This window comes from Halorientalis sp. LT38, from assembly GCF_037031225.1.
GTDB classification, from domain to species: domain Archaea; phylum Halobacteriota; class Halobacteria; order Halobacteriales; family Haloarculaceae; genus Halorientalis; species Halorientalis halophila.
The window spans coordinates 739150-763910 of record NZ_JAYEZN010000001.1 but is presented as its reverse complement, the minus strand read 5'-3'; the positions used below and the strand labels follow the sequence as shown (position 1 = coordinate 763910).

General features: G+C 68.2%; 24 protein-coding genes. 13 read left to right on the top strand and 11 right to left on the bottom strand.

What is annotated here, in order from left to right:
• Positions 1-39: 39 nt before the first annotated feature.
• A complete protein-coding gene (locus U5918_RS04085; protein ID WP_335999664.1) occupies positions 40-462 on the top strand; it encodes a hypothetical protein in 423 nt (140 codons plus the stop codon).
• On the opposite strand, the gene U5918_RS04080 is transcribed toward U5918_RS04085, so the two are convergent.
• The gene (locus tag U5918_RS04080; RefSeq protein WP_335999662.1) at positions 459-1898 is read right to left on the bottom strand and encodes a DEAD/DEAH box helicase family protein; all 1440 of its coding nucleotides are present in this window, start codon (positions 1896-1898) and stop codon (positions 459-461) included. The two genes, U5918_RS04085 and U5918_RS04080, sit on opposite strands and share 4 nt — an antisense overlap.
• 118 nt (positions 1899-2016) lie before the next feature.
• Here U5918_RS04080 and U5918_RS04075 point away from each other — a divergent pair, with 118 nt between their 5' ends.
• From U5918_RS04075 to dnaK, 3 genes are all read left to right on the top strand, one after another.
• Positions 2017-2622 carry a hypothetical protein gene (locus U5918_RS04075; protein WP_335999660.1) on the top strand — a complete coding sequence of 202 codons (606 nt, stop codon included), beginning with the start codon at positions 2017-2019 and terminating at the stop codon, positions 2620-2622.
• Positions 2623-2689: 67 nt separating this feature from the next.
• Positions 2690-3439, top strand: a complete 750-nt coding sequence (locus U5918_RS04070; RefSeq protein WP_335999658.1) for a nucleotide exchange factor GrpE — start codon at positions 2690-2692, stop codon at positions 3437-3439.
• 161 nt (positions 3440-3600) lie between these two features.
• Entirely contained in the window at positions 3601-5541 is a 1941-nt protein-coding gene (dnaK, locus tag U5918_RS04065) for a molecular chaperone DnaK (RefSeq protein WP_335999656.1), read from the top strand.
• Between the two features lie 178 nt (positions 5542-5719).
• On the opposite strand, the gene U5918_RS04060 is transcribed toward dnaK, so the two are convergent.
• Entirely contained in the window at positions 5720-6508 is a 789-nt protein-coding gene (locus U5918_RS04060) for an enoyl-CoA hydratase/isomerase family protein (RefSeq protein ID WP_335999654.1), read from the bottom strand.
• Positions 6509-7120: 612 nt separating this feature from the next.
• Here U5918_RS04060 and U5918_RS04055 point away from each other — a divergent pair.
• The 3 genes from U5918_RS04055 to U5918_RS04045 all read left to right on the top strand — a co-directional run bounded on the left by U5918_RS04055 (position 7121) and on the right by U5918_RS04045 (position 9513).
• Positions 7121-7375 (top strand): hypothetical protein, encoded by a 255-nt coding sequence (locus U5918_RS04055; protein WP_335999652.1) that lies wholly within the window; start codon positions 7121-7123, stop codon positions 7373-7375.
• A 61-nt stretch (positions 7376-7436) separates the two neighbouring features.
• Positions 7437-8588 carry a molecular chaperone DnaJ gene (gene dnaJ, locus U5918_RS04050; RefSeq protein ID WP_335999650.1) on the top strand — a complete coding sequence of 384 codons (1152 nt, stop codon included), beginning with the start codon at positions 7437-7439 and terminating at the stop codon, positions 8586-8588.
• A gap of 223 nt (positions 8589-8811) precedes the next feature.
• Positions 8812-9513: a hypothetical protein gene (locus U5918_RS04045; protein WP_335999648.1), complete on the top strand. Its 702-nt coding sequence runs from the start codon at positions 8812-8814 to the stop codon at positions 9511-9513.
• 39 nt (positions 9514-9552) lie between these two features.
• Here U5918_RS04045 and U5918_RS04040 read toward each other — a convergent pair whose 3' ends face one another.
• The 3 genes from U5918_RS04040 to U5918_RS04030 all read right to left on the bottom strand — a co-directional run bounded on the left by U5918_RS04040 (position 9553) and on the right by U5918_RS04030 (position 14255).
• Positions 9553-11253, bottom strand: a complete 1701-nt coding sequence (locus tag U5918_RS04040; RefSeq protein ID WP_335999647.1) for a histidine kinase N-terminal 7TM domain-containing protein — start codon at positions 11251-11253, stop codon at positions 9553-9555.
• A 65-nt stretch (positions 11254-11318) separates the two neighbouring features.
• On the bottom strand, positions 11319-13316 hold the full coding sequence (locus tag U5918_RS04035; protein WP_335999645.1) for an AMP-binding protein: 1998 nt from the start codon (positions 13314-13316) through the stop codon (positions 11319-11321).
• Positions 13317-13391: 75 nt separating this feature from the next.
• Entirely contained in the window at positions 13392-14255 is an 864-nt protein-coding gene (locus U5918_RS04030) for a DUF7551 domain-containing protein (protein WP_335999643.1), read from the bottom strand.
• A gap of 195 nt (positions 14256-14450) precedes the next feature.
• Between U5918_RS04030 and U5918_RS04025 the strand changes: the two genes are divergently transcribed.
• Together U5918_RS04025 and U5918_RS04020 are read left to right on the top strand one after the other, a co-directional pair.
• On the top strand, positions 14451-14582 hold the full coding sequence (locus tag U5918_RS04025) for a hypothetical protein (RefSeq protein WP_335999640.1): 132 nt from the start codon (positions 14451-14453) through the stop codon (positions 14580-14582).
• A 75-nt stretch (positions 14583-14657) separates the two neighbouring features.
• Positions 14658-15239 carry a GNAT family N-acetyltransferase gene (locus U5918_RS04020; protein ID WP_335999639.1) on the top strand — a complete coding sequence of 194 codons (582 nt, stop codon included), beginning with the start codon at positions 14658-14660 and terminating at the stop codon, positions 15237-15239.
• 6 nt (positions 15240-15245) lie between these two features.
• On the opposite strand, the gene U5918_RS04015 is transcribed toward U5918_RS04020, so the two are convergent.
• Positions 15246-16997 (bottom strand): histidine kinase N-terminal 7TM domain-containing protein, encoded by a 1752-nt coding sequence (locus U5918_RS04015; protein WP_335999637.1) that lies wholly within the window; start codon positions 16995-16997, stop codon positions 15246-15248.
• 128 nt (positions 16998-17125) lie between these two features.
• Between U5918_RS04015 and U5918_RS04010 the strand changes: the two genes are divergently transcribed.
• The 3 genes from U5918_RS04010 (at position 17126) to U5918_RS04000 (ending at position 19534) form a co-directional block, all read left to right on the top strand.
• Complete coding sequence (locus U5918_RS04010; protein ID WP_335999635.1) at positions 17126-18805, top strand: acyl-CoA mutase large subunit family protein; 1680 nt, start codon at positions 17126-17128, stop codon at positions 18803-18805.
• 127 nt (positions 18806-18932) lie between these two features.
• Positions 18933-19346, top strand: a complete 414-nt coding sequence (locus U5918_RS04005; RefSeq protein ID WP_335999634.1) for a DUF2178 domain-containing protein — start codon at positions 18933-18935, stop codon at positions 19344-19346.
• Positions 19343-19534 carry a helix-turn-helix transcriptional regulator gene (locus tag U5918_RS04000; RefSeq protein WP_335999633.1) on the top strand — a complete coding sequence of 64 codons (192 nt, stop codon included), beginning with the start codon at positions 19343-19345 and terminating at the stop codon, positions 19532-19534. The genes U5918_RS04005 and U5918_RS04000 overlap by 4 nt, the downstream gene beginning before the upstream one ends.
• A gap of 12 nt (positions 19535-19546) precedes the next feature.
• On the opposite strand, the gene U5918_RS03995 is transcribed toward U5918_RS04000, so the two are convergent.
• Positions 19547-20275 (bottom strand): GNAT family N-acetyltransferase, encoded by a 729-nt coding sequence (locus tag U5918_RS03995; RefSeq protein WP_335999632.1) that lies wholly within the window; start codon positions 20273-20275, stop codon positions 19547-19549.
• Positions 20276-20378: 103 nt separating this feature from the next.
• Here U5918_RS03995 and mce point away from each other — a divergent pair, with 103 nt between their 5' ends.
• Positions 20379-20765 (top strand): methylmalonyl-CoA epimerase, encoded by a 387-nt coding sequence (gene mce / locus U5918_RS03990; RefSeq protein WP_335999631.1) that lies wholly within the window; start codon positions 20379-20381, stop codon positions 20763-20765.
• Here the strand turns inward: mce and U5918_RS03985 are convergent.
• The 4 genes from U5918_RS03985 to U5918_RS03970 form a co-directional block, all read right to left on the bottom strand.
• Positions 20762-22588: a histidine kinase N-terminal 7TM domain-containing protein gene (locus U5918_RS03985; protein ID WP_335999630.1), complete on the bottom strand. Its 1827-nt coding sequence runs from the start codon at positions 22586-22588 to the stop codon at positions 20762-20764. The genes mce and U5918_RS03985 overlap by 4 nt on opposite strands.
• Before the next feature lie 104 nt (positions 22589-22692).
• Positions 22693-23271, bottom strand: a complete 579-nt coding sequence (locus U5918_RS03980) for an NUDIX hydrolase (RefSeq protein ID WP_335999628.1) — start codon at positions 23269-23271, stop codon at positions 22693-22695.
• A 62-nt stretch (positions 23272-23333) separates the two neighbouring features.
• The gene (locus U5918_RS03975) at positions 23334-24284 is read right to left on the bottom strand and encodes an alpha/beta fold hydrolase (RefSeq protein ID WP_335999625.1); all 951 of its coding nucleotides are present in this window, start codon (positions 24282-24284) and stop codon (positions 23334-23336) included.
• 54 nt (positions 24285-24338) lie between these two features.
• The gene (locus U5918_RS03970; RefSeq protein ID WP_335999623.1) at positions 24339-24746 is read right to left on the bottom strand and encodes a hypothetical protein; all 408 of its coding nucleotides are present in this window, start codon (positions 24744-24746) and stop codon (positions 24339-24341) included.
• Positions 24747-24761: the final 15 nt, after the last annotated feature.

Genomic DNA, 24761 nt, shown 5'->3' with positions numbered 1-24761 from the left:
GAGAGAAGATTGATGCCGCGTGCCGGTTCAGTGACCTGTATGCAGCGCCGACAGGTACTGTGCGTGCTGGTGGTCCTCGCCGCGCTCACCGCCGGCTGTATGAACGCGCCGCGGCCCGTGCCGGAGCCCCAGTCGGGGATCCCGGACGACGACGGTTCGACTGAGCCGACGACTCCCACGGAACCTGGCTTCCCGGTCCCGGAGTGGACGACCGCCCCGGCCGACGACGGGAACCGGACCCTCGTCGAGATGCGGGTCCGGAACGGCGCGGACTGGCGACGCGGCGTCAATGTCACCGTCTCCCGAACCATCGGGGACGAGATCGTCAGCGGATCGACCGAACTGACCCTCGACGGAAACGAGACGCAGACAGTGCAGGTCCACCTCGAAGTGCCTTACGAGCGCTTCGAGGAGGGATCGGCGCTGGACTTCGTGCTCGACCCCAGGCCGGCGGGCGTCTAGCGTCGCCGGCGCGCGACGCGCTCCTCGGCCGTCTCCTCGCTGACGATCTCGTAGAGCAACGCTCGACCGGTTCCCTGTCCGACCTCCCGCTCTCCACCCGTCCCCTCCGGCGAGTCGCCATCCTCCTTCGGTCGGAGGATCCGGCCCAGCCGCTGGGTGAACTCTCGCTCGCTCCCGCTGCCCGAGAGCAGGACGGCCACGTTCGCGTCGGGCACGTCGATGCCCTCGTTGAGGACGTTCGCCGTCGCGACGGTCGAGTACGTCCCCGCGCGGAACCGCGAGAGGATCTCCCGTCGCTCCTCGGCCGGCGTCTCGCCGGTGATCGCGGGCACGAGAAAGCGCTCCGAGAGCCGGTAGACCAGGTCCGTGTGGGCGGTGAAGACGATCACTCGGTCGTCGCGGTGGCGGTCTAGCAGCGCGGCCAGTTCCTCGACCTTCCGGTCGGCGTTCATCATGATCTCGCGGGCTCGTTGCTTCGCGAGCAGGGCGTCTCGTGCCTCGGGATCGCTCCCCGAGCGCTTGACGAGTTCCTGGTAGTCGCTACCGCTCCGTAGCTGGATGTCCGAGCGGGCGAGGTAGTCGGTGAACGTCCCCTGGTGGCGCTCGTAGGCCTCGCGCTCCTCGGGAGTCAGCGCCACTTCGAGCCGCTTGACGTCGTACCGTGCGAGGTGGTCGCCCGCGAGGTCGTCGACGTCGAGCCGGTAGACCAGCGGGCCGACGAGTTCCGCGATCACCTCGTGGGCGCCGTCCGGGCGCTCGAAGGTGGCGGTGAGGCCCAGTCGGGCGGGCGCGGCGAACAGTCGGCCGATGTCGCGGTAGCCCTCCCCGCCGAGGTGGTGGACCTCGTCGAAGACGAGGAGGCCGAACCGGTCGCCCACGTCGTCGGCCCGGAGGTACGCCGAGTCGTAGGTCGCGACCGTCAGCGGTTCGAGGACCTGTTCGCCCCCGCCCAGTTGCCCGACCGGCACGTCGAACTCCCGCTCGAGTTCTCGGCGCCACTGTTCGAGCAGGTCGATAGTCGGGACCACGACCAGCGTGGGCGTCCCCAGCCGTTCCATCGCCTCGATGCCGATGACCGTCTTCCCGCTGCCGGTCGGGAGTTCGAGGACGCCCCGTGGCGCGAGGGCCGCGATCCGGTCCGAGCCACTCGCCCCGTTATCGGTCCCGGACTCGTCTGCGGTGTCGAGCCAGGCGTCGAGCGCGTCGCGCTGGTACGCTCGAAGGTCGTAGGTCGACCGCAGATCGAGGGGGGCGAGGTCCAGCACGCGGTCCTCGAACGCGACGCCGCGGTCGGCGAGCGCCCGGCGGATCGGGTGGTACTGGACTGCCGGGGCTCGACCCGTCTGTGAGCGGGGATCGCGTTCGACGCCCGGCAGGTCGGCGGGGATCTCACCGGCCAGCCGGATCGTCCCGTCCTCGAACGTCAGCCTCAGCACGCCGACGGCTACGCCCGGCGGCCGAATGAACCCACCGCCTGAAGGCGATGCGTGGGGCCCGAGTCACCCGACCCGTGTCGACGAAACCATCAAATGTTGCCGACACGTAGGGACACGTATGCCCTGGGTCGACCCCCACGAGACCGACCCCGAGACGTGGGGCGGTTCCGCCGCGGCGGCGAACCGGCCGTGTACGCCGGTCTACGAGCGGGCGCTGTCCACGCGGCCGCCGTTCGAGCGGACCGACAAGCTGGTCCTGCACGGGCCGGCGGTGACGGAGGAGTTCCGGACCCGCGGGTACGAGAGCGTCCGGGTCGACTACCATCTCGCCGTCGAAGCCGACGGGCGGGTGAAGTTGCTCGCCCGGGGGCACCTCTGGGGCGGGGACGAACCCCACCAGCGATTCCGGGCCCAGTACCGCCGCGAGTCCGAACCGACCGACACCGTGCCGTTCGACGAGTACCTCGCGTGGACCCGCTACCAGTTCGGGACCATCGACGTGGAGGACGGCACGTTGTCCTTCGAACCCGAGGGCGACCGCGAGGAGGAGACGCGCCGGCTCGACTGGACGGACCTGTACGCGTCCGCCCGGCTGCGGATGGCGGAACTCGAATTGATCCGAAACCCCGGCCTCGCCCGGTACGCGCTCAGGGATCTCGGGGAGTGGCGGGACGTCGAGGACGCGCTGCGGTACAATCCCGATGCGTTCGCGGTCGGTCCCTGAACCCCCGGTCGCCGCGCCGACGACCGATTTCTGAACCCTTTTACCCCTCGCCCGGCACTGTCCGACCATGAGCGAGCAGGACGCCTCTGGAACGGACGACGCCGACGAGCCGGGCGCCGACGACGCGGCCGACGGACGGACCGCAGACGAGGCGTCAGCCGACGGCACCGCCGCCGACGAGTGGGAACCCCTCGACGAGGCGGCCGAGGACGCTGGCGACGGCGACGCCGAGGACGGCGATGACGGGAGCGAGGGGGCCACCGACGACGGTGAGGCCTTCGAGGCCGGCGGAGACCTGCTCGAACGCGTCGAGTCCACGGACCCGGAGCAACTGGCGAACGAGATCGCCTCGCTCCGGATGCGCGTCGACGAGTTGGAGACCGACCTCGAGGAGCGCGAGGCGGAGACCGACGAACTGGAGTCGAAGCTCGCGCGGACGAAGGCGGACTTCCAGAACTACAAGAAGCGGATGAAGAAACGGCGCGAGGAGGAGAAACAGCGGGCCACCGAGGACCTGGTCGAGCGGCTGCTCGACGTGCGCGACAACCTGGCACGGGCCCTCGACCAGGACGAGGGCGCCGACATCCGCGACGGGATCGAGGCGACGTTGCGGCAGTTCGACGAGGAACTCGAACGCGAGAACGTCGCCGAGATCGATCCCGAGCCGGGCGAGGAGGTCGACCCCCAGCGTCACGAGGTCCTGCTACGGGTCGAGTCCGACCAGCCGGCGGGGACGATCGCGGAGGTCCACCGACCGGGCTACGAGATGGGCGAGAAAGTCATCCGCACGGCCCAGGTCACCGTCAGCGAGGAGTAGCCCGCCGGAGCCGACGACCGGTCGGATAGCGCGACGGTAAAAGATTCCCGGTGGCGGTCGCTGGTCGCCCGCCAGAACGCCGCTCGCGCGGGGATCGGTCGGTCTGTGGGCTCTGGGATCTAGCAACTTTTAACCGATTCAGACCGGTAGGTGGGAACAACATGGCGAGCAACAAGATTCTCGGTATCGACCTCGGTACCACCAACAGCGCCTTCGCGGTGATGGAGGGGGGCGACCCGGAAATCATCGTCAACAGCGAGGGCGAGCGGACGACGCCGTCGATGGTGGCGTTCACCGAGGACGGCGAGCAACTCGTCGGGAAGCCGGCGAAGAACCAGGCCGTCCAGAACCCCGAGAACACGATCCAGTCCATCAAGCGCCACATGGGCGAAGACGGCTACACCGTCGAGATGGACGGCGAGGACTACACGCCCGAGCAGGTCTCGGCGATGATCCTCCAGAAGATCAAACGCGACGCCGAGGAGTACCTGGGCGACGAGATCGAGAAGGCCGTCATCACGGTCCCGGCCTACTTCAGCGACCGCCAGCGCCAGGCGACCAAGGACGCCGGCGAGATCGCCGGCTTCGAGGTCGAGCGCATCATCAACGAGCCGACCGCCGCGTCGATGGCCTACGGGCTCGACGACGAGTCCGACCAGACGGTTCTCGTCTACGACCTGGGCGGCGGCACCTTCGACGTCTCTCTCCTCGATCTCGGCGGCGGCGTCTACGAGGTCGTCGCGACCAACGGCGATAACGACCTCGGGGGTGACGACTGGGACGGGGCCATCATCGACTATCTGGCCGACGAGTTCGAGTCCGAACACGGCATCGACCTGCGCGACGACCGGCAGGCCCTCCAGCGGCTGACCGAGGCGGCGGAGGAGGCCAAGATCGAACTCTCCAGTCGGAAGGAGACGACCGTCAACCTGCCCTTCATCGCGGCCGACGACGACGGTCCGAAGGACCTCGAACAGAAGATCACGCGCGCGAAGTTCGAGTCCCTGACCGAGGACCTGGTCGAGCGGACGGTCGGGCCGACGGAGCAGGCCCTCGAGGACGCCGGCTACAGCCAGTCGGACATCGACGAGGTCCTGCTGGTCGGTGGCTCGACGCGGATGCCCCAGATTCAGGAGAAGGTCGAGGAGCTGACCGGGCAGGAGCCCAAGAAGAACGTCAACCCAGACGAGGCCGTCGCGCTCGGTGCGGCCATCCAGGGCGGCGTCCTCTCGGGCGACGTGGACGACATCGTCCTGCTGGACGTGACGCCCCTCTCGCTCGGCATCGAGGTCAAGGGCGGCCTCTTCGAGCGCCTGATCGAGAAGAACACCACCATCCCGACCGAGGAGTCGAAGATCTTCACGACCGCCGCGGACAACCAGACCTCCGTGCAGGTCCGGGTGTTCCAGGGCGAGCGCGAGATGGCCGAGGAGAACGAACTCCTCGGTGAGTTCCAGCTGACCGGCATCCCGCCGGCGCCGGCCGGGACGCCCCAGATCGAGGTCGGCTTCAACATCGACGAGAACGGGATCGTCAACGTCGAGGCAGAAGACAAGGGCTCGGGCAACGCCGAGTCGATCACCATCGAGGGTGGCGCGGGCCTCAGCGACGACCAGATCGAGGAGATGCAGCAGGAGGCCGAGGAACACGCCGAGGAAGACCAGAAGCGCCGGGACTTCGTCGAGGCGCGCAACGAGGCCGAGTCCGCGATCCAGCGCGCGGAGAAGCTCCTCGAGGAGAACGAGGAGGAGGTCGACGACGACCTCAAGAGCGACATCGAAGCGGAGATCGACCGCGTGCAGGAAGCGCTCGCGGAGTACGAGAACGTCGACAGCGAGGAACTGGAGACGGCGTCGGACGCCCTCCAGTCGGCGACGGAGAGCCTCTCTGAGGAACTCCAGGAGATCGGCAAGCAGATGTACCAGCAGCAGGCCCAGCAGGCCGCGGGCGGCGCGGGTGCCGGCGGTGCCGGCGCTGCGGGCGCAGGTCCCGGTGCGGGAGCCGGTCCGGGGCCGGGCGGTGCCGGTCCGGGTGCGGAGGGCGGCGACGAGGAGTACGTCGACGCCGACTTCGAGGACGTCGACGAGGGCGACGACGAGTAACGCGAAGAGGCGGTCGCGTCTGCTCGTTAGAGCGGTTCGCTGACGGCGTCTTCGGGCGGCGACACCGACCGAGGGCTCGCCGCGACTCGGTCGCCGCGGGGTCTCGGAAAGCGAGCGTCTCGAGTTTCGGAACGGCGACCAGACGTCGCTACGGGCAGCCACCGCCCGGGCGAGCGGGCTACTGGCCGGTGAATTCGGGGTCGTCGTCCTCGAAGAACGCGGCGTAGCCGCGGGCGAAGTCGTCGGTTTTGGCGACGTCGGCGAGGGCCTCGGTCTCTGCGGCGAGCTGTGATTCGAGGCTGGTGTCGAAGCTCTCGGCCATGAGGCGTTTGTTCTTCCCGAGGGCTTCGGTGGGGCCGGCCGCCAGGCTGCGGGCGAGTTCGTCGCGTCGCGCAGCGAACTCGTCGGTGGGAACGACGTCTGTGGCCAGCCCCATCTCGAGGGCGTCGTCGGGGTCGATGGGTTCGTCGAGCAGGACGATCTCCTGGGCTTTCCGGAGGCCGAGGAGTCGGGGCAGGAAGTACGTCGCGCCGCCGTCACCGCTTAGGCCGATGCGGGGATAGGCGTACTCGAGACGGGCGTCCTCGGAAAGCAGGACGATGTCGGGGAGGACGGCCATGCTGAATCCGGACCCGGCGGCGATGCCGTCGATGGCGCCGAGGATAGGCACCTCCGCCTGGTGGAACTGGACGATGGCCTCGTGGAGGCGGCCGGCGATCTCCCGGAGGTAGGTGGCGTCGCTGGCGTCGCCGGCGAACTCCGAGAGGTCCGCGCCGACGCTGAAGAACGGGCCCTCGTGGGTGAGGACGAGACAGCGCACATCGGGGTCCTCGCCGACGGCGGCGGCGAGGGAGACGAGATCGTCGGTCAACTTCATGGTGACGCCGTTGCGGTCGGCGTTGGTGTCGAGCGTGACGGTGGCGATGCCGTCGTCGCGGTCTACGCGTAAGGTCTCGTACGAGGCCATTCACCCGGGATACAGAGGGGTGGATCATAGAGGTTTGCGTGGCTCTGGCGCGCTGAGGGAGACGACGGGGCAGACGCGGGAGGACTGGTGCGGGCGAGGTCGGTGTACGGCCGGTTTCAGGTGAGCAGGTGCTCGCAGTCGGCACCGGTGCCCAGGACGGGGCGGGCGATCTCTTCGGCTGGGGGTGTCGGCCTGGAGGGCCTCGACGGCTGGGCGGACTCCGTCGACGATGACGCCGGTGACGTAGTCGTCCTCGGCGAGTTCGCGTTCCCAGGCCGACTTCCAGTTGCCGATGTGAGCGTCTCGCCGAGCCTGCCCGGTGATCTCCCAAACTGTCGCGAGGTCCTCGGTGCTGAACGACGACGCGTAACGAGAGCCGCCGTCCCTGCGGATCGGGAGCGCGTAGCTCTCGCGGTGAGACAGGAAACGAGCGTGAGCGAACTTCTCGCGGGCGCAGGATCCACGAGTTCCGGTGTTTGAGAAGGCGACCAGCGGGAGCTTTGTGACTCGGACGCGGGGTTCCCAGTCCGGTCGATCGGTACCGGGCCGGTAATAACTGGACACGCATATACAGGAGAACATTTTTCGTTGTCAGGAACCACTCCTGAAACGATGGACGGACGGGGGATGATGGTACGGGCGAGTGTCCGGGTAGTGGCGACCGCGAAGTGGCTCGTGTACTGCGGGACGATCGCGCTGGTCGGTGGGGGCAGCGTCTTCGTCCTGACTGCCCAGTGGCTGGGGCTGCCGGTTTCGCGGGTGCTCCGGGAGACGCCGCTGCTGGGGGCGGTCTCGCCGTCGCTCGCCGCGGTCGGGGTGTTGGGGGTGGCGGCCGTGCTCGTCGCCGACGCGGATCTGCAGTCGTGACCGTGCGGGCTCCCGGACCCGTTCTTTTCAAGTGGCTCAACCGAGTAGGGTGGCACAACGAATGAGCGAGGACTTCTACGACGCACTCGGTGTCTCCCGGGACGCCGACGAAGACGAGATCAAGCAGGCCTATCGGGAGAAGGCACGGGAGTATCACCCCGACGTCAGCGACGATCCCAACGCCGAAGAGAAGTTCAAGAAGGTCAAGACGGCAAAGGAGGTGCTGACCGACGACGAGAAGCGACGCGCCTACGACCAGCTCGGCCACGACCGCTTCGAGCAGGCCCAGAAACAGGGCGGCTTCGACGGCGGGGCCGGCGCACGCGGCCAGCGCGGCGCGGGCGGTGATCCGTTCGGGCAGGGCGGTCCGTTCGGCGACATGGGCGACATCTTCGAGCAGTTCTTCGGCGGCGGTGGCGGACGGGGCGGCGCCCGGCAGGGGACCGACCTCCGGACCGAACTGTCGATCACGCTGGAGGAGGCCGCGAGCGGCGTCGAGAAACAGCTCGTCATCACCAGGCCCGAGAACTGTCCGGACTGTCACGGGGACGGCCACCCGCCAGACAGCGACTCGCGCACCTGTCCGGAGTGTGAGGGCCGCGGGCAGGTCACCCGCGTCCAGCAGACGCCGATGGGGCGAGTGCAGCAGACGACGACCTGCCGGCGCTGCGAGGGCGAGGGAACGCTCTACAGCGACACCTGCGATACCTGTCGCGGGAAGGGGCAGGTCCGCGAGGAGGTGACCCTGTCGGTGGAGGTGCCGCCGGGGATCCGGGACGGCCAGACCCTCCGGATGGAGGGCGAAGGCGCGCCGGGCGAGGGCGCGGGCCCGAGCGGCGACCTGCTGATCGAGGTCACCATCGAGGACCACCCCGAGTTCGACCGCGAGGGCGAAGACCTCTACCACGAGTACGCCGTCTCCTTCCCGCAGGCCGTCTTCGGCGACTCGGTCGAGGTGTCGACGCTCGACGGGTCGGTCGAACTGGAGATTCCCCAGCACACCCAGAGCGGCGAGGTGTTCCGCCTCGACGGGAAGGGGATGCCCAAACTCCGCGGGCGCGGGAACGGCGACCTGTTCGTCCGCGTCCGCGTCGTTACGCCCGAGAGCATCAACGCCGAGCAGCGCGAAGCCCTCGAAGCGTTCGCCGAGGCCGGGGGCGAGGAGGTCGACGTCGATCAGGGCTTCTTCGAGCGGCTCAAGAACAGCTTCTGAGTCGCACGCTCGGCCCCGTCCCCTGGAGTCTCGGCGTAATCTGGCGCCCGGATAATTCCGCTTGGATTAAACTTAATATTATGAAAAAATTATGTCTCGGTGGCGCGGGGTCGGTATCGGTCATCGGATCGTTATTGCGGAACCCCACCTTCCCCCCTTGGCGACCTCGCGCCGATTCTCCGCGGGGCAGACGACTTAACCGTCCCCGGCCGGTAGCGCCGGTATGGACGTCATTGGCGACCTCGTCGCGCGCGAGCGCCGGGTGAAGGAGCCGCTGGTCGACGGGTCGGGCTCCCAGCCCTACACCGCCCACAAGTTCTGCACGGACGCCTGGAAGGCGGCGAGCCTGTTCCGGTACCACGGCGTCGGTCCCGGTCGCGGGGTCGCCGTGGCCGCCGATCCGGTACCGCAGGCGCTGCTGTCCGTGTTCGGCGGCGCCTCGCTCGGTGCACCGGTGCGGGTCGGGCTCCCCGAGGACCTCGACGCCCGACTGGTCGTCGCGCCCGCCGAGACGATCGCGGACCTGACTGTCGAGCCGGGGACGAAACGGGTCGCCTACGGCGAGAAGCCGGCGGACGCCGACGTGATTCACTTCGAACGGGATAGCTGGAGCGAGAATCCGACGATGCCGCCCGGTACCGTGTCACCCGAGCAGCCGGCGCTCGTGACCGATCGCGGGACGTACAGCCACGCCGACCTCGTGGCGGCGACCGAGCGAGTCGTCGACGAGCACGGGCTGACCGACGGGGACGCCGTCGCGGTTCGCGCCCCACTGGCGAATCCCGGGACGCTCGTCGCGGGCGTGTTCGCACCCATCTCCGTCGGCGCGCGGGTGTTGCTGCCCGGGAGCGACGAGTCGCCCACGCTGGCGGTCGGCGAGGACGGGTCGGTCCCGTCGGTCGATCCGGACGACGTGCTCGACTGATCGCGTCCCGGTCGGCTGGGCGGGGTTACCCGAGGGCGGTCACTGGGCGGACCCGTCGGTGACGGCGGTCACCGTCGGCTCGTCGGTGACGAACTCGAACCTGGCACCGCCGGACGCGGAGTCGGTCACTCGCAACTCCCAGCCGTGGCCGCCGGCCACGTCGTCGACGACGGAGAGGCCCAGGCCGGTGCCGCGATCGCCAGTGGAGAACCCGTCCTCGAAGACGCGCTCGCGGTCGTCGGTCGGGATGCCGGGCCCGTCGTCGGCGACGAAGACGCCGCTGGCCCGGTCGTCCTCGAAGGTGCCGACCCGGACCGTGACGTCCTGGCCGCCGTGTTCCACGGCGTTGCGGAACAGGTTCTCGAAGGCCTGTGACAGCCGGGACCGGTCGGCCTGGAGGACCTCGTCGTCGACCACCGAGAGGGTGGCGTCGGCCGCGTCGACGTGCTCCCACGCCTCGTCCGCGACGGCTTCGAGCGAGACGGGGTCGCGGCGCAGGTCGTCGTCCCGGGTCAGCGAGAGGACGTCCTCGATGATCTCCTCCATGCGGTCCGCGTTTGCCGCGATGGTGTCGAGATGCGGGGTCACGTCGTCGCTCTCGCGTGCGATCTCGACGCGACCGCCGATGACGCTCAGCGGGTTGCGCAGGTCGTGGGAGACGACGCTGGCGAACCGTTCGAGCCGCTCGTTCTGGCGCTTCAGTTCCCGCTCGCGGCGCTTGCGATCGGTCACGTCCCTCACGATGATCGTCTGTCCGACGTGGCGGTCGCGCGCGTCGGTCAGGGGGAACGCCTCGACCGCGTACTCGCGGCCCTGGAAGGCCGTCTCGAACTCGAGGTCCTCCTCGAACCCGGCGATGTCGAGGTACTGGTCCAGGACTTCGGGATAGTCCGTCAGGACGTCGTCGACGCGTTCGCCGACGAGTCGCTCGTCGGGGCCGACGTCGAGGAAGCGCCGCCCCTGCGGGTTGACGTCGATGAGTCGGCCCTCGCGGTCGAGGGTGAACACGCCGGCGCCGAGGTCGTCGATGACGCGGTGGCGGCCGACGGGCGCGAGGTCCAGGAACCGCGCCCTGAGAACGGCCCAGACGAACGCCGCCCCGGTGACGGCGAAGGCGATCGGCGTCGTGCCGGAGGGGACCAGCCCGACCGTCCGGAGGACGTGTCCGACCCAGGGGACTGTGACGGCGACCAGAATCGCGCCGGTCTGGTAGCGGTAGGCCACCGCCGCGTCGAGCGCGAAGCCGAGGAGCATCACGGTTCCGACCCCGAGCAGCGCGTAGGTGAAGAGCGTGTTCGCGAGGAACGCCGGTCCGGGATCGATGACGTAGCCGGTCGGGCCCATCGGATCGAGCCCACCGATCTCGAAGAAGAGGCCGTGGACCGGGTTGGTGAGGGAGAGAACGGTCGCGACGACCGGCACGACCGAGAGCGCGAGGAGGTACCGCGGCCGGATCCACGCCTCGCGATCGGTGTACTCGAGGACGAAGACGAAGAAGCCGACGACGACCAGGTTCGACGCCGGCACGATCAGCCGGTTCGCGAGCAGTGCCGTCGGCGTCGCGCGCGCGAGCGTCCCCACGAGAAGTGCCCCGATCCAGCCGAGTTCGCCGACCATGGCGACACAGAGCGGCAGCGCGCCGATCCGGTCCCGGTTGACCCAGGTGTAGTACGCGAGGAACGCCGAGAGCGCGCCGGCGAGAAGCAGCGCCGCCTGGTAACTCGCCAGCCAGGTGGGCATGGGTCCACTGGCGGACCCGGCCGCGTAAGTGTTCGTCCGCGATTCTCAGTTGTTGTAACGCGATCCTATCTGGCGTCCTCGATCTCCTCGAGCGCGGCGGGGTTCTCGATCGAGGACATGTCGCCCAGGTCCTCGCCGGCGTAGGTCGCCTCGACGGCGCGGCGGATGATCTTGCCCGACTGGGTCTTGGGGAAGTCGTCGACGAACAGGACCTCGCGCGGTCTGAAAGGTTTGCCGAGTTCCTCGCCGACCTGCGCCCGGATCTCCTCTCGGAGGTCGTCTTCCTCCTCGGTCCCCTCCTCGACGATGACGTAGAGGACGACCGCGGTGCCGGTGGTGTCGTCGGCGACCCCGACGGCGGCGGCCTGGTTGACGGCCGCGTGGTCCATCGCCGCGCCCTCGACTTCGGCGGGGCCGACTTTGCGGCCGGCCACGTTGAGGGCGTCGTCGGCCCGCCCGTGGAGGAACCAGAAGCCGTCCTCGTCCTTCTGGGCCCAGTCGCCGTGGTCCCAGAGGTCGTCCCAGGTCGACCAGTACTCCTCGAGGTAGCGCTCGTCGCCCGACCAGAGCGACTTGGTCATCGAGGGACAGGAGTCGCGGGCGACGAGGTAGCCCCGCTCGTGGTCCTCTTTGATCGACTCGCCGTCGCGGTCGACGACGTCGATGTCCATGCCGAGTCCGGGGCCACCCAGTGTACAGGGTTTCAGCGACTGGGTGGGCAGTGGCATGAGGAAGCAGCCGCAGATCTCGGTGCCCCCGCTGATGTTGATGACCGGAGCGTCGCCGCCGCCGACGTTCTCGTGGAACCAGATCCAGGACTCGGGGTCCCAGGGCTCGCCCGTCGACCCGAGCAGGCGGAGGCTGGAGAGGTCGTGGCCCTCGACCCAGTCGTCGCCCTGCTTGCGGAGCGCGCGGATGGCGGTGGGCGAGATGCCGAACTGGGTGAGCTTGTGCCGGTCGATCATCTCCCAGAACCGGTCGGGGTTGGGGTAGTCCGGCGCGCCCTCGTACATGAAGATGGTGCCGCCGAAGGTGTGGTTGCCGATGAGCGTCCACGGCCCCATCATCCAGCCGATGTCGGAGACCCAGCAGAACCGATCGGATGGCTTGAGGTCGAAGCCGAAGTGCAGTTCCTTGGGACACTGGACCTGCACGCCGGCGTGGGTGTGGACGATCCCTTTGGGCTTGCCGGTCGTCCCCGAGGAGTACAGCAGCATCGACTCCTGGTCGCTCGGGAGTTCCTTCGTGTCGTAGGCGTCGTCCTGCGTGGCGACGGCGTCGCCCCACCACTCGTCGCGCCCGTCGGTCCAGGGGACCTCCGCACCGAGTCGGTCGTAGACGATCACGGACTCGACGTCGGTGTCGGCCTCCTCGATGGCCTCGTCCGCGGTGCCCTTGAGGGTCACCTCGCCGCCCCGGCGCTGGAAGCCGTCGCCGGTGAACAGCACCGAGCACTCGGGGTCTTCGAGGCGGGTAGCGGTGGCGTCGACGCCGAAGCCGGAGAAGATGGGGACCGCGATCGCGCCCACCTTGAAACAGCCGTAGAGGATCGAGGTCACCTCGGGGACCATCGGCATGTACAGCCCCACGGTGTCGCCGGTCTCGATCCCGCGTTCCTCGAGCGCGTTGGCGACCTGGTTTGCCTCCCGGTGAAGTTCGTGGTAGGTCTGTTCTCGCACCTCGCCGTCCTCGCCCTCCCAGATGGTGGCGACCTTGTTCCGGCGCTCGTTGTCGAGTGCGGCGTGGCGGTCGACGAGGTTGTGCGCGAGGTTGAGCTCGCCGCCGGGGTACCAGTCGGTGAACTGCGGTCCCTTCGAGTCGTCCCGGACCCGGTCGTAGTCCTCGTAGAACTCGATGTCGAGGTAGTCGACGAGTTCGTCCCAGAACCAGTCGACGCCGGATTCGGGAACTCCCTCGATCTCGGTCGTCGTCCGCTCGATCAGTTCCTCGTAGTCGTCGACGTCGTAGGTCTGCATGAACTCCCAGACGTTCGTGGACTCGACGAACTCGCGGCTGGGTTCGTGGACGATCTCGTCCATATCGGCGAGTGAATCCGAAGTCATCTGTCCTACCCCACGGCCACCCACGGCAAAGTAGTTTCCACCGTTCCAGTCGATTTCCCCGCCGCCTGCCCCCGATCAGGGCCCGGTACCTGTCGGCGCTCGAACGAGTCCTCGGGACGGGCCGTCCGTCCCCGCCGTGACGTCGAACCGCCAGGATTCGCCGTCGAGTCTGCGGACCGCCGACAGCGACAGCGCGGTGCCGGGGAACCGGCCGAGGAGGTCGACCGCGATGGGCAGCGTCGGCAGCGACGCCGACCGTGCGGCCAGCGCGTAGTCGCTGATCGTCACCGTCCAGGACCCGCGGTCGCCGGCCGACGCGCCGTCGCGGTCGATGGCGTACTCGCCCACGAGGTCGAGCCGCTGCAGTCGCCCGAAGGTCGCGTCGAGCGGCCGGTCGGCCCCGGCCGGTTCGGCGAGGTCGTCGGCCGCGCTCCGGAGGACGGCGGCCTGCTGGCCGTCGGACAGGCGCGCGCCCAGCTCGAAGGAGAGGGTGCGAAGCAGGTGCAGGCAGAGCTCGTCGGGGTCGTCGATGGCGTCGGCCGTCTCGCAGTAGACGTCCATGATCGACGACTCCAGGTCGGCGTACCCCACGGCCGACAGCGTCTCGAACACCGCGGCGGCCACGTCGTGACAGAAGCCGGTCAGCGTCCCCGGTTCGCCGCCGCTGGTCGCCGGCGCGACTGTCCGGGTGTCCCCGTCCGTTCGCTCGCAGGCGATGAAATCGTAACACGGGGCGCGCGGGTCCCACCGACGCAGGACTGCACGGTAGGCTGCGGCCGCCTCCGCCCCCTGCTCTGCGGTCCCCCGGTCGGGAAACCGTTTCCCGGCGACCGGGACGGGACAGACCCCCGTTCGACCGCACACGACCCAGTAGCTACCCCCGTCGACCGCCAGATCCTCGATCCGGGCCCGGATCTTCGTGAGCGTCTCGCCGACCATTTTAGGCTCACCTAAATCATACACGTGAAAATAGATTTCGGTCCGGCGAGTCGGGGCGATGCCAGACGGCACCGCCTCGTCGTCTGGTTGGTGGACCCGACCTGTCGAGATTAACTGCCCGGTTTAATCTTATCTTTTTGGCCAGACGGCGTTACGGACGTGCAGGTGTACTGAACGATATCACTGCAAATGGACATGGTCGAGGACGACTGTCCATACATCGATACGACGGTCGCCAACGACGTGTCCTTCCTCGCGAAGCAGTGGGACTTCGATCCGGCCGCGGAGGAACTCGAGACGCGAATCGCGGTCAAGGATTCGGACTGAGCCGTCCCGGCACAGTCGGATCGCCCACGGGAAGGGCAGCCAACGTTTTTAGCCGACCGAAGCCAAGACCCGGACATGTACGTCCGGGACGCGAAAAACCGTGAGGAGGTCTGGCTGCTGGATCACATCGAGGACATGGGCCTGGACGAGACCGCCTTCCGGTCGCGCGACTACGTCATCGCCATCGACGAGGAGACGAACCAGAAGGCGGGCTTCGGTCGCGTGCGCGTCCACAAGACCGACGACGCGGACGTCTGTGAACTCACGTCGATCGGCGTCCTCGAGGACTGGCGCGGGCAGGGCGTCGGCGCACACGTCGTCGAGCGACTCATCCAGAAGGCCGGCGACGACGGCTTCGAGACCGTCTACTCGCTCACCGGCGAACCCGACTACCTCCGGCAGTTCGGGTTCGAACCCATCGAGGCGGGCGACCTCCCCGAGAAGCTCCAGGAGCGACTCGAAGCAAAGCGAGAGGCGACGGCCCCCGACGCGGTCCCGATGGCCCTCCCCACCTCCGAGTTCCGGATGCCCCAGAAGTTCCGGCAGGCGTTCAAACGCGCGGCCGCCGACGAGGGGGCGGACGAGCCCCAGGAGGGCCCGGAGGACTTCGGCATCGACCCCGACGAGGCCACCTACAAGTACGACACCGGTCGGTGAGCAGGGTTACTCGCGACCGCCGTCCGCGGACGCCTCGTCGGCGTCGGTCCTCGACAGCGGGTCCGGTTCGCGTTCGTCCGTCCCGTCGACCGGCGGGCGCTCGTCGACCGACCCGACGCCGGCGACCTCGAACCGCGCGCCACGTGACTCGCTCTCGACCGCCTCGATCTCCCAGCCGTGGGCGGTGACGATGGTCTGGACGATCGCGAGACCGAACCCGGTGCCGTCCTCGCCGTTCGAGTACCCGTTCTCGAAGATCCGGTCGCGGTCTGCCTCGGGGATACCCGGCCCGTCGTCGGCCACGTAGAACCCCTCGTCGGTGGGGCCGACGGTCACGGTGACGTCGGATCCGCCGTGTTCGACCGAATTTCGAAAGAGGTTCTCGAACGCTCGCTGGAGGCGTGCCGGATCGGCGAGCAACGCCCGGTCCTCGACCACTTCGAGGGTCGCCTCGCCCGTCGCGACGTGATTCCAGGCCGCGGTCGCGACCGCGGCCAGCGACGTCCGCTCGGTCTCCGTGACGCCCTTGCCTTCCCGGGCCAGCGTCAGCACGTCGTCGATGATGCGGTCCATGCGTGCGTGGGCCCGCTCGACCCGCTCGAAGTGCTGGCGGTCGCCAGTCTCCACCCCGAGTTCGAGCCGGCTCGAGGCCACGCTCAGGGGATTCCGGAGGTCGTGGGAGACGACGCTCGCGAACTGCTCGAGCTGTTCGTTCTGGCGTTCCAGTTCCCGCCGGCGGCGTTTGCGCTCGGAGATGTCCTCGATCACGAGCAGCCGGCCGATCCGCTCGTCGCGCTGGTTCGCGAGCGGGGACACCTTCACCTGGAAGTCCCGCGGGCCGACGGCCACCTCCATCTCGTCGGTCCCCTCGGTCCCGGAGAGGTCCTCGAACGCCTCACGGAGCGTCGGGAACTCCGCGAGTCCCTCGGTGACGGGGCGGCCGATCAGCGGCTCCGTCTCGCCGAGCAGTTCCCGTCCGCGGGGATTGACGCCGACGATCCGGTCGGTCCGGTCCACCACGACCACGCCCGCGTCGAGGTTGTCCACGACCGTCCCGCGCGCGACGGGGACGACCTCGAGGAAGTCCTGGTAGAAGATGGCCCACCACAGCGCCACGCCGGTGATCGCGAACCCGACGGGCGTGACGTCGACGCTGACGGCCCCGGACACGAAGAGGGCGTTCCCGATCCAGGGCGCGACCAGGCCGACGAACAGCCCGACGGTCTGGCGCTGGTAGATCTCCTCCGAGCGGACCGCGAAACTGACGTACATCACCGCGGCCGCGACGAGGAGCACGTACGAGTAGATCGTATGAACAGTGAACAGGGGCCCGAACTCGTAGGCGAACCCGTAGTAGGTCCCGGGATCCACCGCGCCGAACCGCAGGAACTGGTCGCGGAGCGGGGGCACCCAGACGGCCACGTTCGCCAGGATCGGCTCGACGAGCAAGAGCGCGGCCGTCGTGCGAGTGACGTGCTCCCCGCGACCGGAGTACTCGAGCGCCAGCAGGAAGACGAACATCACCGAGAGCGTGACGCCGACGTACTGGGCCCGCGCGACGGCCGCGCCGGTCGGGGTCCCGGCGGCGGCGATCACCAGCGCGGTCGTCGCGATCCAGAAGAGGACGGCGAAGAACAGGCCGACGAGCGGTTTCGCGCCACGTCGCTCCCGGCGTCGCCAGGCGTACGACGCGACACCCACGCACAGCAGCCCGCTCACGGCGAGCACCGCCTGATAGGCGAGTTCGTGGGTGCTCATCGCCTCCAGCATTACTCCCGTTCTGACAAATACGCTCGGACCGCTTCGGTGGTCGAACCGCGACCGTCGACGGCGCAACCGTGACCGCTCAGACAACGCTTTTACACGGCGGTATCGTTCCCTCTGGCATGTTCGACGACGAGGACCTTCAGGAGATCCGCTCGGGGAAGGCCGAGTGGGACGAGGAGTCGGTCGCGCCGACCGTCGAGCGGTTCGGTGAACGCGAGGACCGATTCACCACCGACACGGAGGGACAGACCGTGGAACGCCTCTACACGCCCGCGGACGTGGCGGATCTGGACTACGACGAGGACCTCGGGTTCCCCGGCGAGGAACCCTACACCCGCGGCGTCTACCCGACGATGTACCGCGGCCGCCTCTGGACGATGCGCCAGTACGCCGGCATGGGGACCGCCAGCGAGACCAACGAGCGGTTCAACTACCTGCTCGACGAGGGCCAGACCGGCCTCTCGATGGCCTTCGACCTGCCGACCCAGATGGGCTACGACTCCGACAACACGATGGCCGCCGGGGAGGTCGGCAAGACCGGCGTCGCGATCGACTCGCTGTCGGACATGGAGACGGTGTTCGAGGGGATCCCGCTCGACGAGGTCTCGACGAGCATGACGATCAACGCCCCTGCCTCGGTGCTGCTCGCGATGTACATCGCCGTCGGGGACCAGCAGGGCGTCGACCGCGAGCAGTTGCGGGGCACGATCCAGAACGACGTGCTCAAAGAGTACATCGCGCGCAACACCTACATCTACCCGCCCGAGCAGTCGATGCGGATCATCACGGACATCTTCGAGTTCTGCGCGGCAGAGGTCCCGAACTTCAACACCATCTCCATCTCCGGCTACCACGTCCGCGAGGCCGGCGCGACCGCCGCCCAGGAGATCGCCTTCACCCTCGGGAACGGCATCGAGTACGTCGAGGCGGCCATCGAGGCCGGCCTGGACGTCGACGAGTTCGCCCCCCAGCTGTCCTTCTTCTTCGCCTCCTACAACAACATCCTCGAAGAGGTCGCGAAGTTCCGCGCCGCGCGACGGATGTGGTACCAGATCATGGAGGAGCGCTTCGACGCGCAGAATCCCAAGTCCAAGCAACTCAAGTTCCACACCCAGACCGCGGGCTCGACGCTGACGGCCCAGCAGGTCGAGAACAACGTCGTTCGCGTGGCCTATCAGGCGCTGGCCGCGGTCCTCGGCGGGACCCAGAGCCTCCACACCAACGGCAAGGACGAGGCGGTCGGCCTGCCGACGGAGGACAGCGTCCGCACCGCTCTCCGGACCCAGCAGATCCTGGCTCACGAGTCCGGCGCCGCAGACACCATCGACCCCCTCGGCGGGAGCTACTACGTCGAGAGCCTGACCGACGACCTCGAGGAGGAGGCCTTCGCGCTCCTGGATCGGATCGACGAGAAGGGCGGGATGCTCCCGGCCATCGACGACCAGTGGGTCCAGCGCCAGATCCAGGACGTGGCCTTCGAACGCCAGCGCGAACAGGAGGAGGGCGAGCGGATCATCGTCGGCGTCAACGAGTACCAGGTCGAGGAGGAAGACGACGTGGACATCGAGGAGGTCGACGAGACGCTCGAAGCCCAGCAACAGGAGACCGTCGCGCAGGTCCGCGAGGACCGCGACGACGAGGCCGTCGAGGCCGCCCTCGACGCCGTCGGCGAGGCCGCTCGCGGCGACGAGAACCTGATGCCGTACCTGATCGACGCTGTCAAGGCCTACGCGACGACCGGCGAGATCTGCGACGCGATGCGGGATGTCTTCGGCGAGTACCAGGGCGGCGGGATCTGAGGCGCCGGCGCCAGGTCGTGTTTTTTGGTTCCATCCCGATGAGCGACAGGATTAAGTGCGTGTGTAAAGGACCCTTTACTGTAAAGCGAGCTTTACGGAAACGACGCTTTACACCGCCCTGAAACCCATGTCCACGACACATCCGATTCAGCGAGGACAGAAGTACAAACGAGCGATCCTCGGGCTCTTCGCGGTAGCCTTTGCCGGGTTCATCGCCGGACTGGTACTCGATCAGATGGTCGCTGGACTGGCCGTCTACGGCGTCGCTGCGGTCGCGGGAGTCGCCCTGACGCTCTACGTCCAGTTCGGGAGTTCCGTCCGGTTGCTCGACGAGCGGGAGCAGCGGATCGAGGAGCGGGCGAGCCACGCGGTCATCAACCTGTTCGCCTACGTCGGCGTCCCGACCTTCGCCACGCTCTTCCTGCTCGAAGCGACCGGGTACTACGAGTTCGGGCCGACCGTCTCGGGCGTTCTCTACGCCTTTTCGGCGATCTACCTGGTCTGGGGCCTGCTCTTCACGCTGCTGCGCTACCGGACATGAAAAACGACCTGCGCGAGCGCCGCGAGGAACGCGGCCTGAGCCAGGCCGACCTGGCCGCCGAGGTGGACGTGACGCGCCAGACGATCAACTCCATCGAGCGCGGCCGGTACGATCCCTCCCTGGAACTGGCCTTCGACCTGGCCGGGTACTTCGACTGCCGGATCGAGGACGTCTTCGATCCGGAGTAGTCCCCGCTGGCGCTACGGCGTGACCGCCATCATCACCTCGTCGACCGGCTCGCCGTCGATCCGGTAGTGGTCCTCGCGGACGGCTTCGACCGCCCCGCCGTGGGCCTCGAAGAACTCTATCGCACCCTCGTTGGTCGCCGGGAAACTGTTGTACACCTTCGCGAGGTCCATCTCCGCGGCCCAGTCGAGGCCGTGATCGAGCAGGCGGCTCCCGATCCCGTGCCCCCGGTGGGCCTCGACCAGTCCGATGGTCAACTCCGCGGTGTGGCGGAGCTTGTCGATCTCCGGGATCTCGAGGTGGACCCAGCCGACCACCTCCTCGCCCACGGTGGCGACGAAGAACACTCGCGACTCGAACTCGTTGTGCCGCAGCAGCGACTCCTCGTAGTCGAGTTGCTGGGCGACGCTCTCGGCCTCGATGTAGGTGCCCTCGGCGGCGACCTGCCGGAGCGTCCCGACGATGCCCGCGATGTCGTCCTGCCGCGCCGGACGGATCGTCACCGTGACGCCGTCGACCTCGTACCGCTCGGCCGTGCCGGGGTCCATCGCGATCTCGAGCTGTCCGTCGCGCTCGGTCAGATATCCGTCCCGCTTGAGCATCGCGAGGTGGTGCCCGAACCGCCGGTGCTCGAAGCCCAGGGCGGCGCGCGCTCGCTCGGGTTCGACGCGCCCCTCCCGCTCGACGTACTCGTAGATCCGTTGCCTGTCGTCGTCCAGTCGCCCCGGTCTCGGTGCCTCCATACCCAACGGTCGCGGCGAACCGTCTTAGTAATTGACGACAGGTACCACGCCACACACATGCCGCCGTCGCAGGGCTGATTGTCCCGCCACGCCCATTCGGGGTATGCAGTTCGATCACGCGGGTATCGCGACCGACGACGCCGACGCGCTCGCCGACCAGTACGCGGCCCTCTTCGACGCGCCCATCGCCCACGAAGAGCGGTTCGACGGCATGGACGTGGTCTTCCTCGACCTCGGGAACGGCTTTTTCGAACTCCTCGAACCGGTCGCCGACGAGGGGCCCATCGCGAACTATCTGGACGGAAACGGCCCCGGCATCCACCACCTCGCGCTGGCGAGCGACGACGTCGCGGCGGCGCTGGATCGCGTTCGCGAGGCCGGCGTCGAAGTCATCGACGAGGAACCCCGGACGGGCGCCTGGGGTCACGACGTGGCGTTCCTGCACCCGAAGTCCACGGGCGGGATCCTGCTCGAACTCGTCGAGCACTAGGCGGTCGCCGTCTCGACCTCGACGGACTCGCGGACGCAGTGGATCTCGAAGCGCGCGCCGCCCTCGTCGCTCTCGGCGACCGACAGCTCCCAGCCGTGGGCGCCGACGATGTCCCTGACGATGGCCAGCCCGAGTCCGGTTCCCGCCTCGTTTGTGGTGTAGCCCTGCTGGAGGACGTCCTCGCGATCGTCTTCGGGGATCCCCGTGCCGGTGTCCTCGACGTAGAAGCCGATGCTCTCCGTGAGGGGGCCGACCCGGATCGTCAGCTCGCCGTCGTTGTGTTCCACTGCGTTGCGAAAGAGGTTCTCGAAGACGTTGAGCAGGCGGTCGGGGTCGCTCTCGAGCCGGAGCGAGACGTCGACGTCGAGGGTCGCGCGGTCGGTGTCGACGTTCTCCCAGGCCTCGGTGGCGACCTCGCTCACGTCGACGGGCTCTTTCTCGGTGATCGCCTTCCCGGAGCGAGCCAGCGTGAGCGCGTCGTCGATGATGTCGCCCATCCGCTCGTGGGCGGTCTGGATCTCGTCGAGGCTCTCCTCGTGGTCGTCGTCGAGTTTGACGTCGAGCAGTTCGACGCGGCTGGCGGCGACGTTCAGCGGATTGCGGAGGTCGTGGGAGACGATGCTGGCGAAGCGATCCAGCCGCTCGTTCTGGTGTTCGAGCTGCTGGGTCTGCTGTTCGAGGTCGCGTTTCTGCTGGCGGAGTTCCTCTTCGCGCTCGCGGAGCTGGTCTTCCCGTTCCTTCTGCTCCGTGACGTCGTACAGCAGGACGCTCTGCCCGGCGAAGTCCCCCGATCCGTCTTCGATGTCCGAGATGTTGACGTCGTAACAGCGCTCCTCGGTCTCCGAGACGGGGACCCAGATCTGGTCGCGACGCCCGCTCAGGAGTTCCCCTTCCTCGTAGTCGTCCCAGTACTTCCCGAGGTCGATGACGTCGAAGACCGGTTTCCCGACCACGCGGTTTTCGAGGCCGAGCATCTTCCTGGCCGTGGAGTTGATGTCGACGATCCGGCCGTCCTCGTCGAGGATCATGACGCCGCTGTCGATCTCCTCGATGACGAAGTCACGCGCCAGCGGCAGGACGTCGTCGAACCGCGAACTGATTCGCGAGAAGAGCCTGTTGATGGGGAGCAACTGGGCGAACCGGATACTGACGAACAGCAGCAAACTGACGGCGCCCCAGAAGAGGAAGGACAGCGGGACGATCATCATGTGGGGGAACGGGCTCAGCCCGGCGAAGGTGATCATGTTCCCGGTCCACATCGAGAGCCCACCGAGCGCGAGCACCAGGCTCAGCCGCCGGTAGAGGTTCCGGGAGTGGACCGCCTTCCGGAACAGCAGGACGGTCGCTGCGAACATGCACATGTAAGTCAGCCCGATGTACATCCAGACGACCGGTCCCCAGTCGTACCCCAGCAGGACGGTCGAGCCCTGCTCGACCAGCCGCGCGTTCCGGAGGATCAACCCGTGACTGTCGGTGGTCAGCGTCAGCGGAACGTACCCGAGCGGAACGATGAACAGCCCGATCCGGACTGGCCGGGGAACCCGGTCGTAGTTGCCCGTGTAGGCCGCCGCGAACAGGAACCAGAAGACACAGAGGTACACCGACGTCGGCAGTAGCACCGCCATAAAGAGGAGTTTCAGGTGTCGCGGCTCGCTCGCGACGGTGAGTGCGAGCGACAGCGACCAGACGGTGATCGCGAGCATCACCGCGACGTACCAGATGGTCCCACGTCGGTCGCGCTTCGTGTACCCCATGTACGCGGCTGCCGTGGAGATTACCGCCACTAGCAACAGGGCAGGCACGTAGAGACTGTACTGAAACATGAACGTGAATCGTACACTGTCCCCGCCACGACAGTGTCTCTTGATTGGACCTGTTTCTGGATGGAGTAAAAGCTATCTCCTGTGTTATCGGCCGTGATAACGAATTAGTTCCAGTCCGCGGCCCTGAACTCGCCCTCGGGGTGCATCCGCGCGGGCGGCTCGGCGAACCAGGCCGCGCCGTTGAGTTCGCCCGGCTGGATCGCGAGGTGCCCGCCCTCGTAGCGACCGTCGAAGAAGACCCACAGGGTGTGGAGCCGCTGGTCGTGCTCGCCCTTCGAGACGCTGACCCTGCGGCGGATCAGGAAAGGTTCGACGATCCGGCAGTCGACGCCCGTCTCCTCGCGGACCTCACGGACGGCGGCCTCCTCGTAGGACTCGCCGCACTCGCGACCCCCGCCGGGGAGCCCCCAGTGGGTGGACCCGCGCGAGAGGATCATCAGCACCCGCCGGGACTCCTCGATGTCCGTCGGCCGCGACTCCGAGAGCGGGGCCGTCTCCGGTGGCTCGCGGACGATCCAGACGTAGCCCCCGCCGGTGTATCCCTCTTCGGCGAGGTCGCGCAGCTCCGGGAACACGTCCGCGGGCACCACCTCCTCTTCCTCCCGGACCGGGACGTCCCCGTACTCCGACAGCAGTCGGTCCTGCCGGCGTTCGACGTCCGTCCGGTTCACCTCCCGAACCATCGCCTTGGCCGCACAATTTCCGTTCGCACTGAAAGATCCTCCGACCCGCCAGTTCACGACCGTCAGGGGCACAGCGTGGCGAAGGCGTCCGCCTCGGCGCGCTCTACGGTCGAGAGGTGGCCCAGGTCGGGGTAGAAGTGCGCGTCCGCGGTCGGGATCTCGTCCGCGAGGTAGAGCCCCATCGCCGTCGGGACGACGGTGTCTTCCTTCCCGTACCAGAGCCACGTCGGCACGTCGATCGCGCCGAGATCGATGCCCCATTCTCGGCCGAAGATCGCCGTCTCGGTCACCAGCGGGTCGAGCCCGTGGTGACGCCGCGACTCGACCATGCTCGCGTGCACCACCTTCCCGAGGTCGCCGCGCCAGACCGGGGCGTCCGCCGGCGCGGCGTTCTCCGCCATCGAGTCGAGGAAGGCCTCGCGATCCGCGAGCGCCTTCCGACCGCCGAGCCACAGGCCGAGCTCTGTCACCGGCGGCACGAAGCGCGCGCTGTAGTACCACAGGCGCTCCCGGAGTCCGACCGATTTCATCGGACCGAGGCCGCAGACGACGCCCGCCCGGTCGACTCGCTGGTCGAGGAGCGCGGCGCAGGCGACGGCGTAGGGCCCGCCCGCCGAGACGCCGAGTACGGGAAACGTCTCGAGGCCGAGTTCGTCGGCCAGGTCGGCCACGTCGGCCGGCCAGTCAGTCAGCGTCCGGTCGGGGTCCGGATCGGAGACGCCGAACCCCGGCCGCTCCGGCGCGACGACCCGGACGCCCTCCTCGCGGGCGACCTCGTCGAACGCGGCGGCGAACACCCGGGAGTTGGGAAACCCGTGGAAGAGGACGAGCGGGTCGCCGTCGGAGTCGCCGACCTCTGCGTACCCCAGGCGCCGCCCGTCGCGGAGGGTGATCGTCTGCGGGTTCGCGGCGATCTCGGCGGCCAGTTCGAGGGCCGGCCTCTCTCCTTCCTTTGGCGTCGTCTCCCCGTCTTCGCCACCGAGCCACTCGCTGACGGCGTCGCGTAATCCCATACGTCAGCTACCACCCGCACCGTGGAAAACGGTTCGGACCGCGTTGCTGGTGGACTACTCGTAGTACTCCAGGTAGAGCGCGATAGATTTCAGCCCGAGGTAGATCCCCAGCGGGATGCCGACGAGCGCGTGCCCGATGGAACTGTCGAGGAACCCGACCAGCGCGCCGACGAGACCGCCGAGGAAGCTCCCCAGGCCGCCCAGCAGCCCGCCGACGAACCCGAAGGCGCTCCCGATGATCCCGGTGGACTCACCGCCCCCGGTGCCGGCGGCCGTCTCGATCTGCGACCCGTTGGCGCCGCTATCCGTCCCGTCGGTCGCGGCCGTCCCGTTCTCCTGGACGGCGAGCCCGCCCGCGCCGATAGCCAGGGCCGGGCCCGAGACGATCGACAGGAGGAGGCAGCCGACGAGCAGCGCTGCGGTGAGCCGACCCGCGAAGCGCGACGACCGACGTACACTCATCACTCCAGACACCGA

Coding starts and splice junctions, on each gene's coding strand:
- U5918_RS04085 (WP_335999664.1), top strand. CDS start 40: ATGCAGCGCCGACAGGTACTGTGCGTGCTGGTGGTCCTCGCCGCGCTC.
- U5918_RS04075 (WP_335999660.1), top strand. CDS start 2,017: ATGCCCTGGGTCGACCCCCACGAGACCGACCCCGAGACGTGGGGCGGT.
- U5918_RS04070 (WP_335999658.1), top strand. CDS start 2,690: ATGAGCGAGCAGGACGCCTCTGGAACGGACGACGCCGACGAGCCGGGC.
- dnaK (WP_335999656.1), top strand. CDS start 3,601: ATGGCGAGCAACAAGATTCTCGGTATCGACCTCGGTACCACCAACAGC.
- U5918_RS04060 (WP_335999654.1), bottom strand. CDS start 6,508: ATGGCCTCGTACGAGACCTTACGCGTAGACCGCGACGACGGCATCGCC.
- U5918_RS04055 (WP_335999652.1), top strand. CDS start 7,121: ATGGACGGACGGGGGATGATGGTACGGGCGAGTGTCCGGGTAGTGGCG.
- dnaJ (WP_335999650.1), top strand. CDS start 7,437: ATGAGCGAGGACTTCTACGACGCACTCGGTGTCTCCCGGGACGCCGAC.
- U5918_RS04045 (WP_335999648.1), top strand. CDS start 8,812: ATGGACGTCATTGGCGACCTCGTCGCGCGCGAGCGCCGGGTGAAGGAG.
- U5918_RS04040 (WP_335999647.1), bottom strand. CDS start 11,253: ATGCCCACCTGGCTGGCGAGTTACCAGGCGGCGCTGCTTCTCGCCGGC.
- U5918_RS04035 (WP_335999645.1), bottom strand. CDS start 13,316: ATGACTTCGGATTCACTCGCCGATATGGACGAGATCGTCCACGAACCC.
- U5918_RS04030 (WP_335999643.1), bottom strand. CDS start 14,255: ATGGTCGGCGAGACGCTCACGAAGATCCGGGCCCGGATCGAGGATCTG.
- U5918_RS04025 (WP_335999640.1), top strand. CDS start 14,451: ATGGTCGAGGACGACTGTCCATACATCGATACGACGGTCGCCAACGAC.
- U5918_RS04020 (WP_335999639.1), top strand. CDS start 14,658: ATGTACGTCCGGGACGCGAAAAACCGTGAGGAGGTCTGGCTGCTGGAT.
- U5918_RS04015 (WP_335999637.1), bottom strand. CDS start 16,997: ATGAGCACCCACGAACTCGCCTATCAGGCGGTGCTCGCCGTGAGCGGG.
- U5918_RS04010 (WP_335999635.1), top strand. CDS start 17,126: ATGTTCGACGACGAGGACCTTCAGGAGATCCGCTCGGGGAAGGCCGAG.
- U5918_RS04005 (WP_335999634.1), top strand. CDS start 18,933: ATGTCCACGACACATCCGATTCAGCGAGGACAGAAGTACAAACGAGCG.
- U5918_RS04000 (WP_335999633.1), top strand. CDS start 19,343: ATGAAAAACGACCTGCGCGAGCGCCGCGAGGAACGCGGCCTGAGCCAG.
- U5918_RS03995 (WP_335999632.1), bottom strand. CDS start 20,275: ATGGAGGCACCGAGACCGGGGCGACTGGACGACGACAGGCAACGGATC.
- mce (WP_335999631.1), top strand. CDS start 20,379: ATGCAGTTCGATCACGCGGGTATCGCGACCGACGACGCCGACGCGCTC.
- U5918_RS03985 (WP_335999630.1), bottom strand. CDS start 22,588: ATGTTTCAGTACAGTCTCTACGTGCCTGCCCTGTTGCTAGTGGCGGTA.
- U5918_RS03980 (WP_335999628.1), bottom strand. CDS start 23,271: ATGGTTCGGGAGGTGAACCGGACGGACGTCGAACGCCGGCAGGACCGA.
- U5918_RS03975 (WP_335999625.1), bottom strand. CDS start 24,284: ATGGGATTACGCGACGCCGTCAGCGAGTGGCTCGGTGGCGAAGACGGG.
- U5918_RS03970 (WP_335999623.1), bottom strand. CDS start 24,746: ATGAGTGTACGTCGGTCGTCGCGCTTCGCGGGTCGGCTCACCGCAGCG.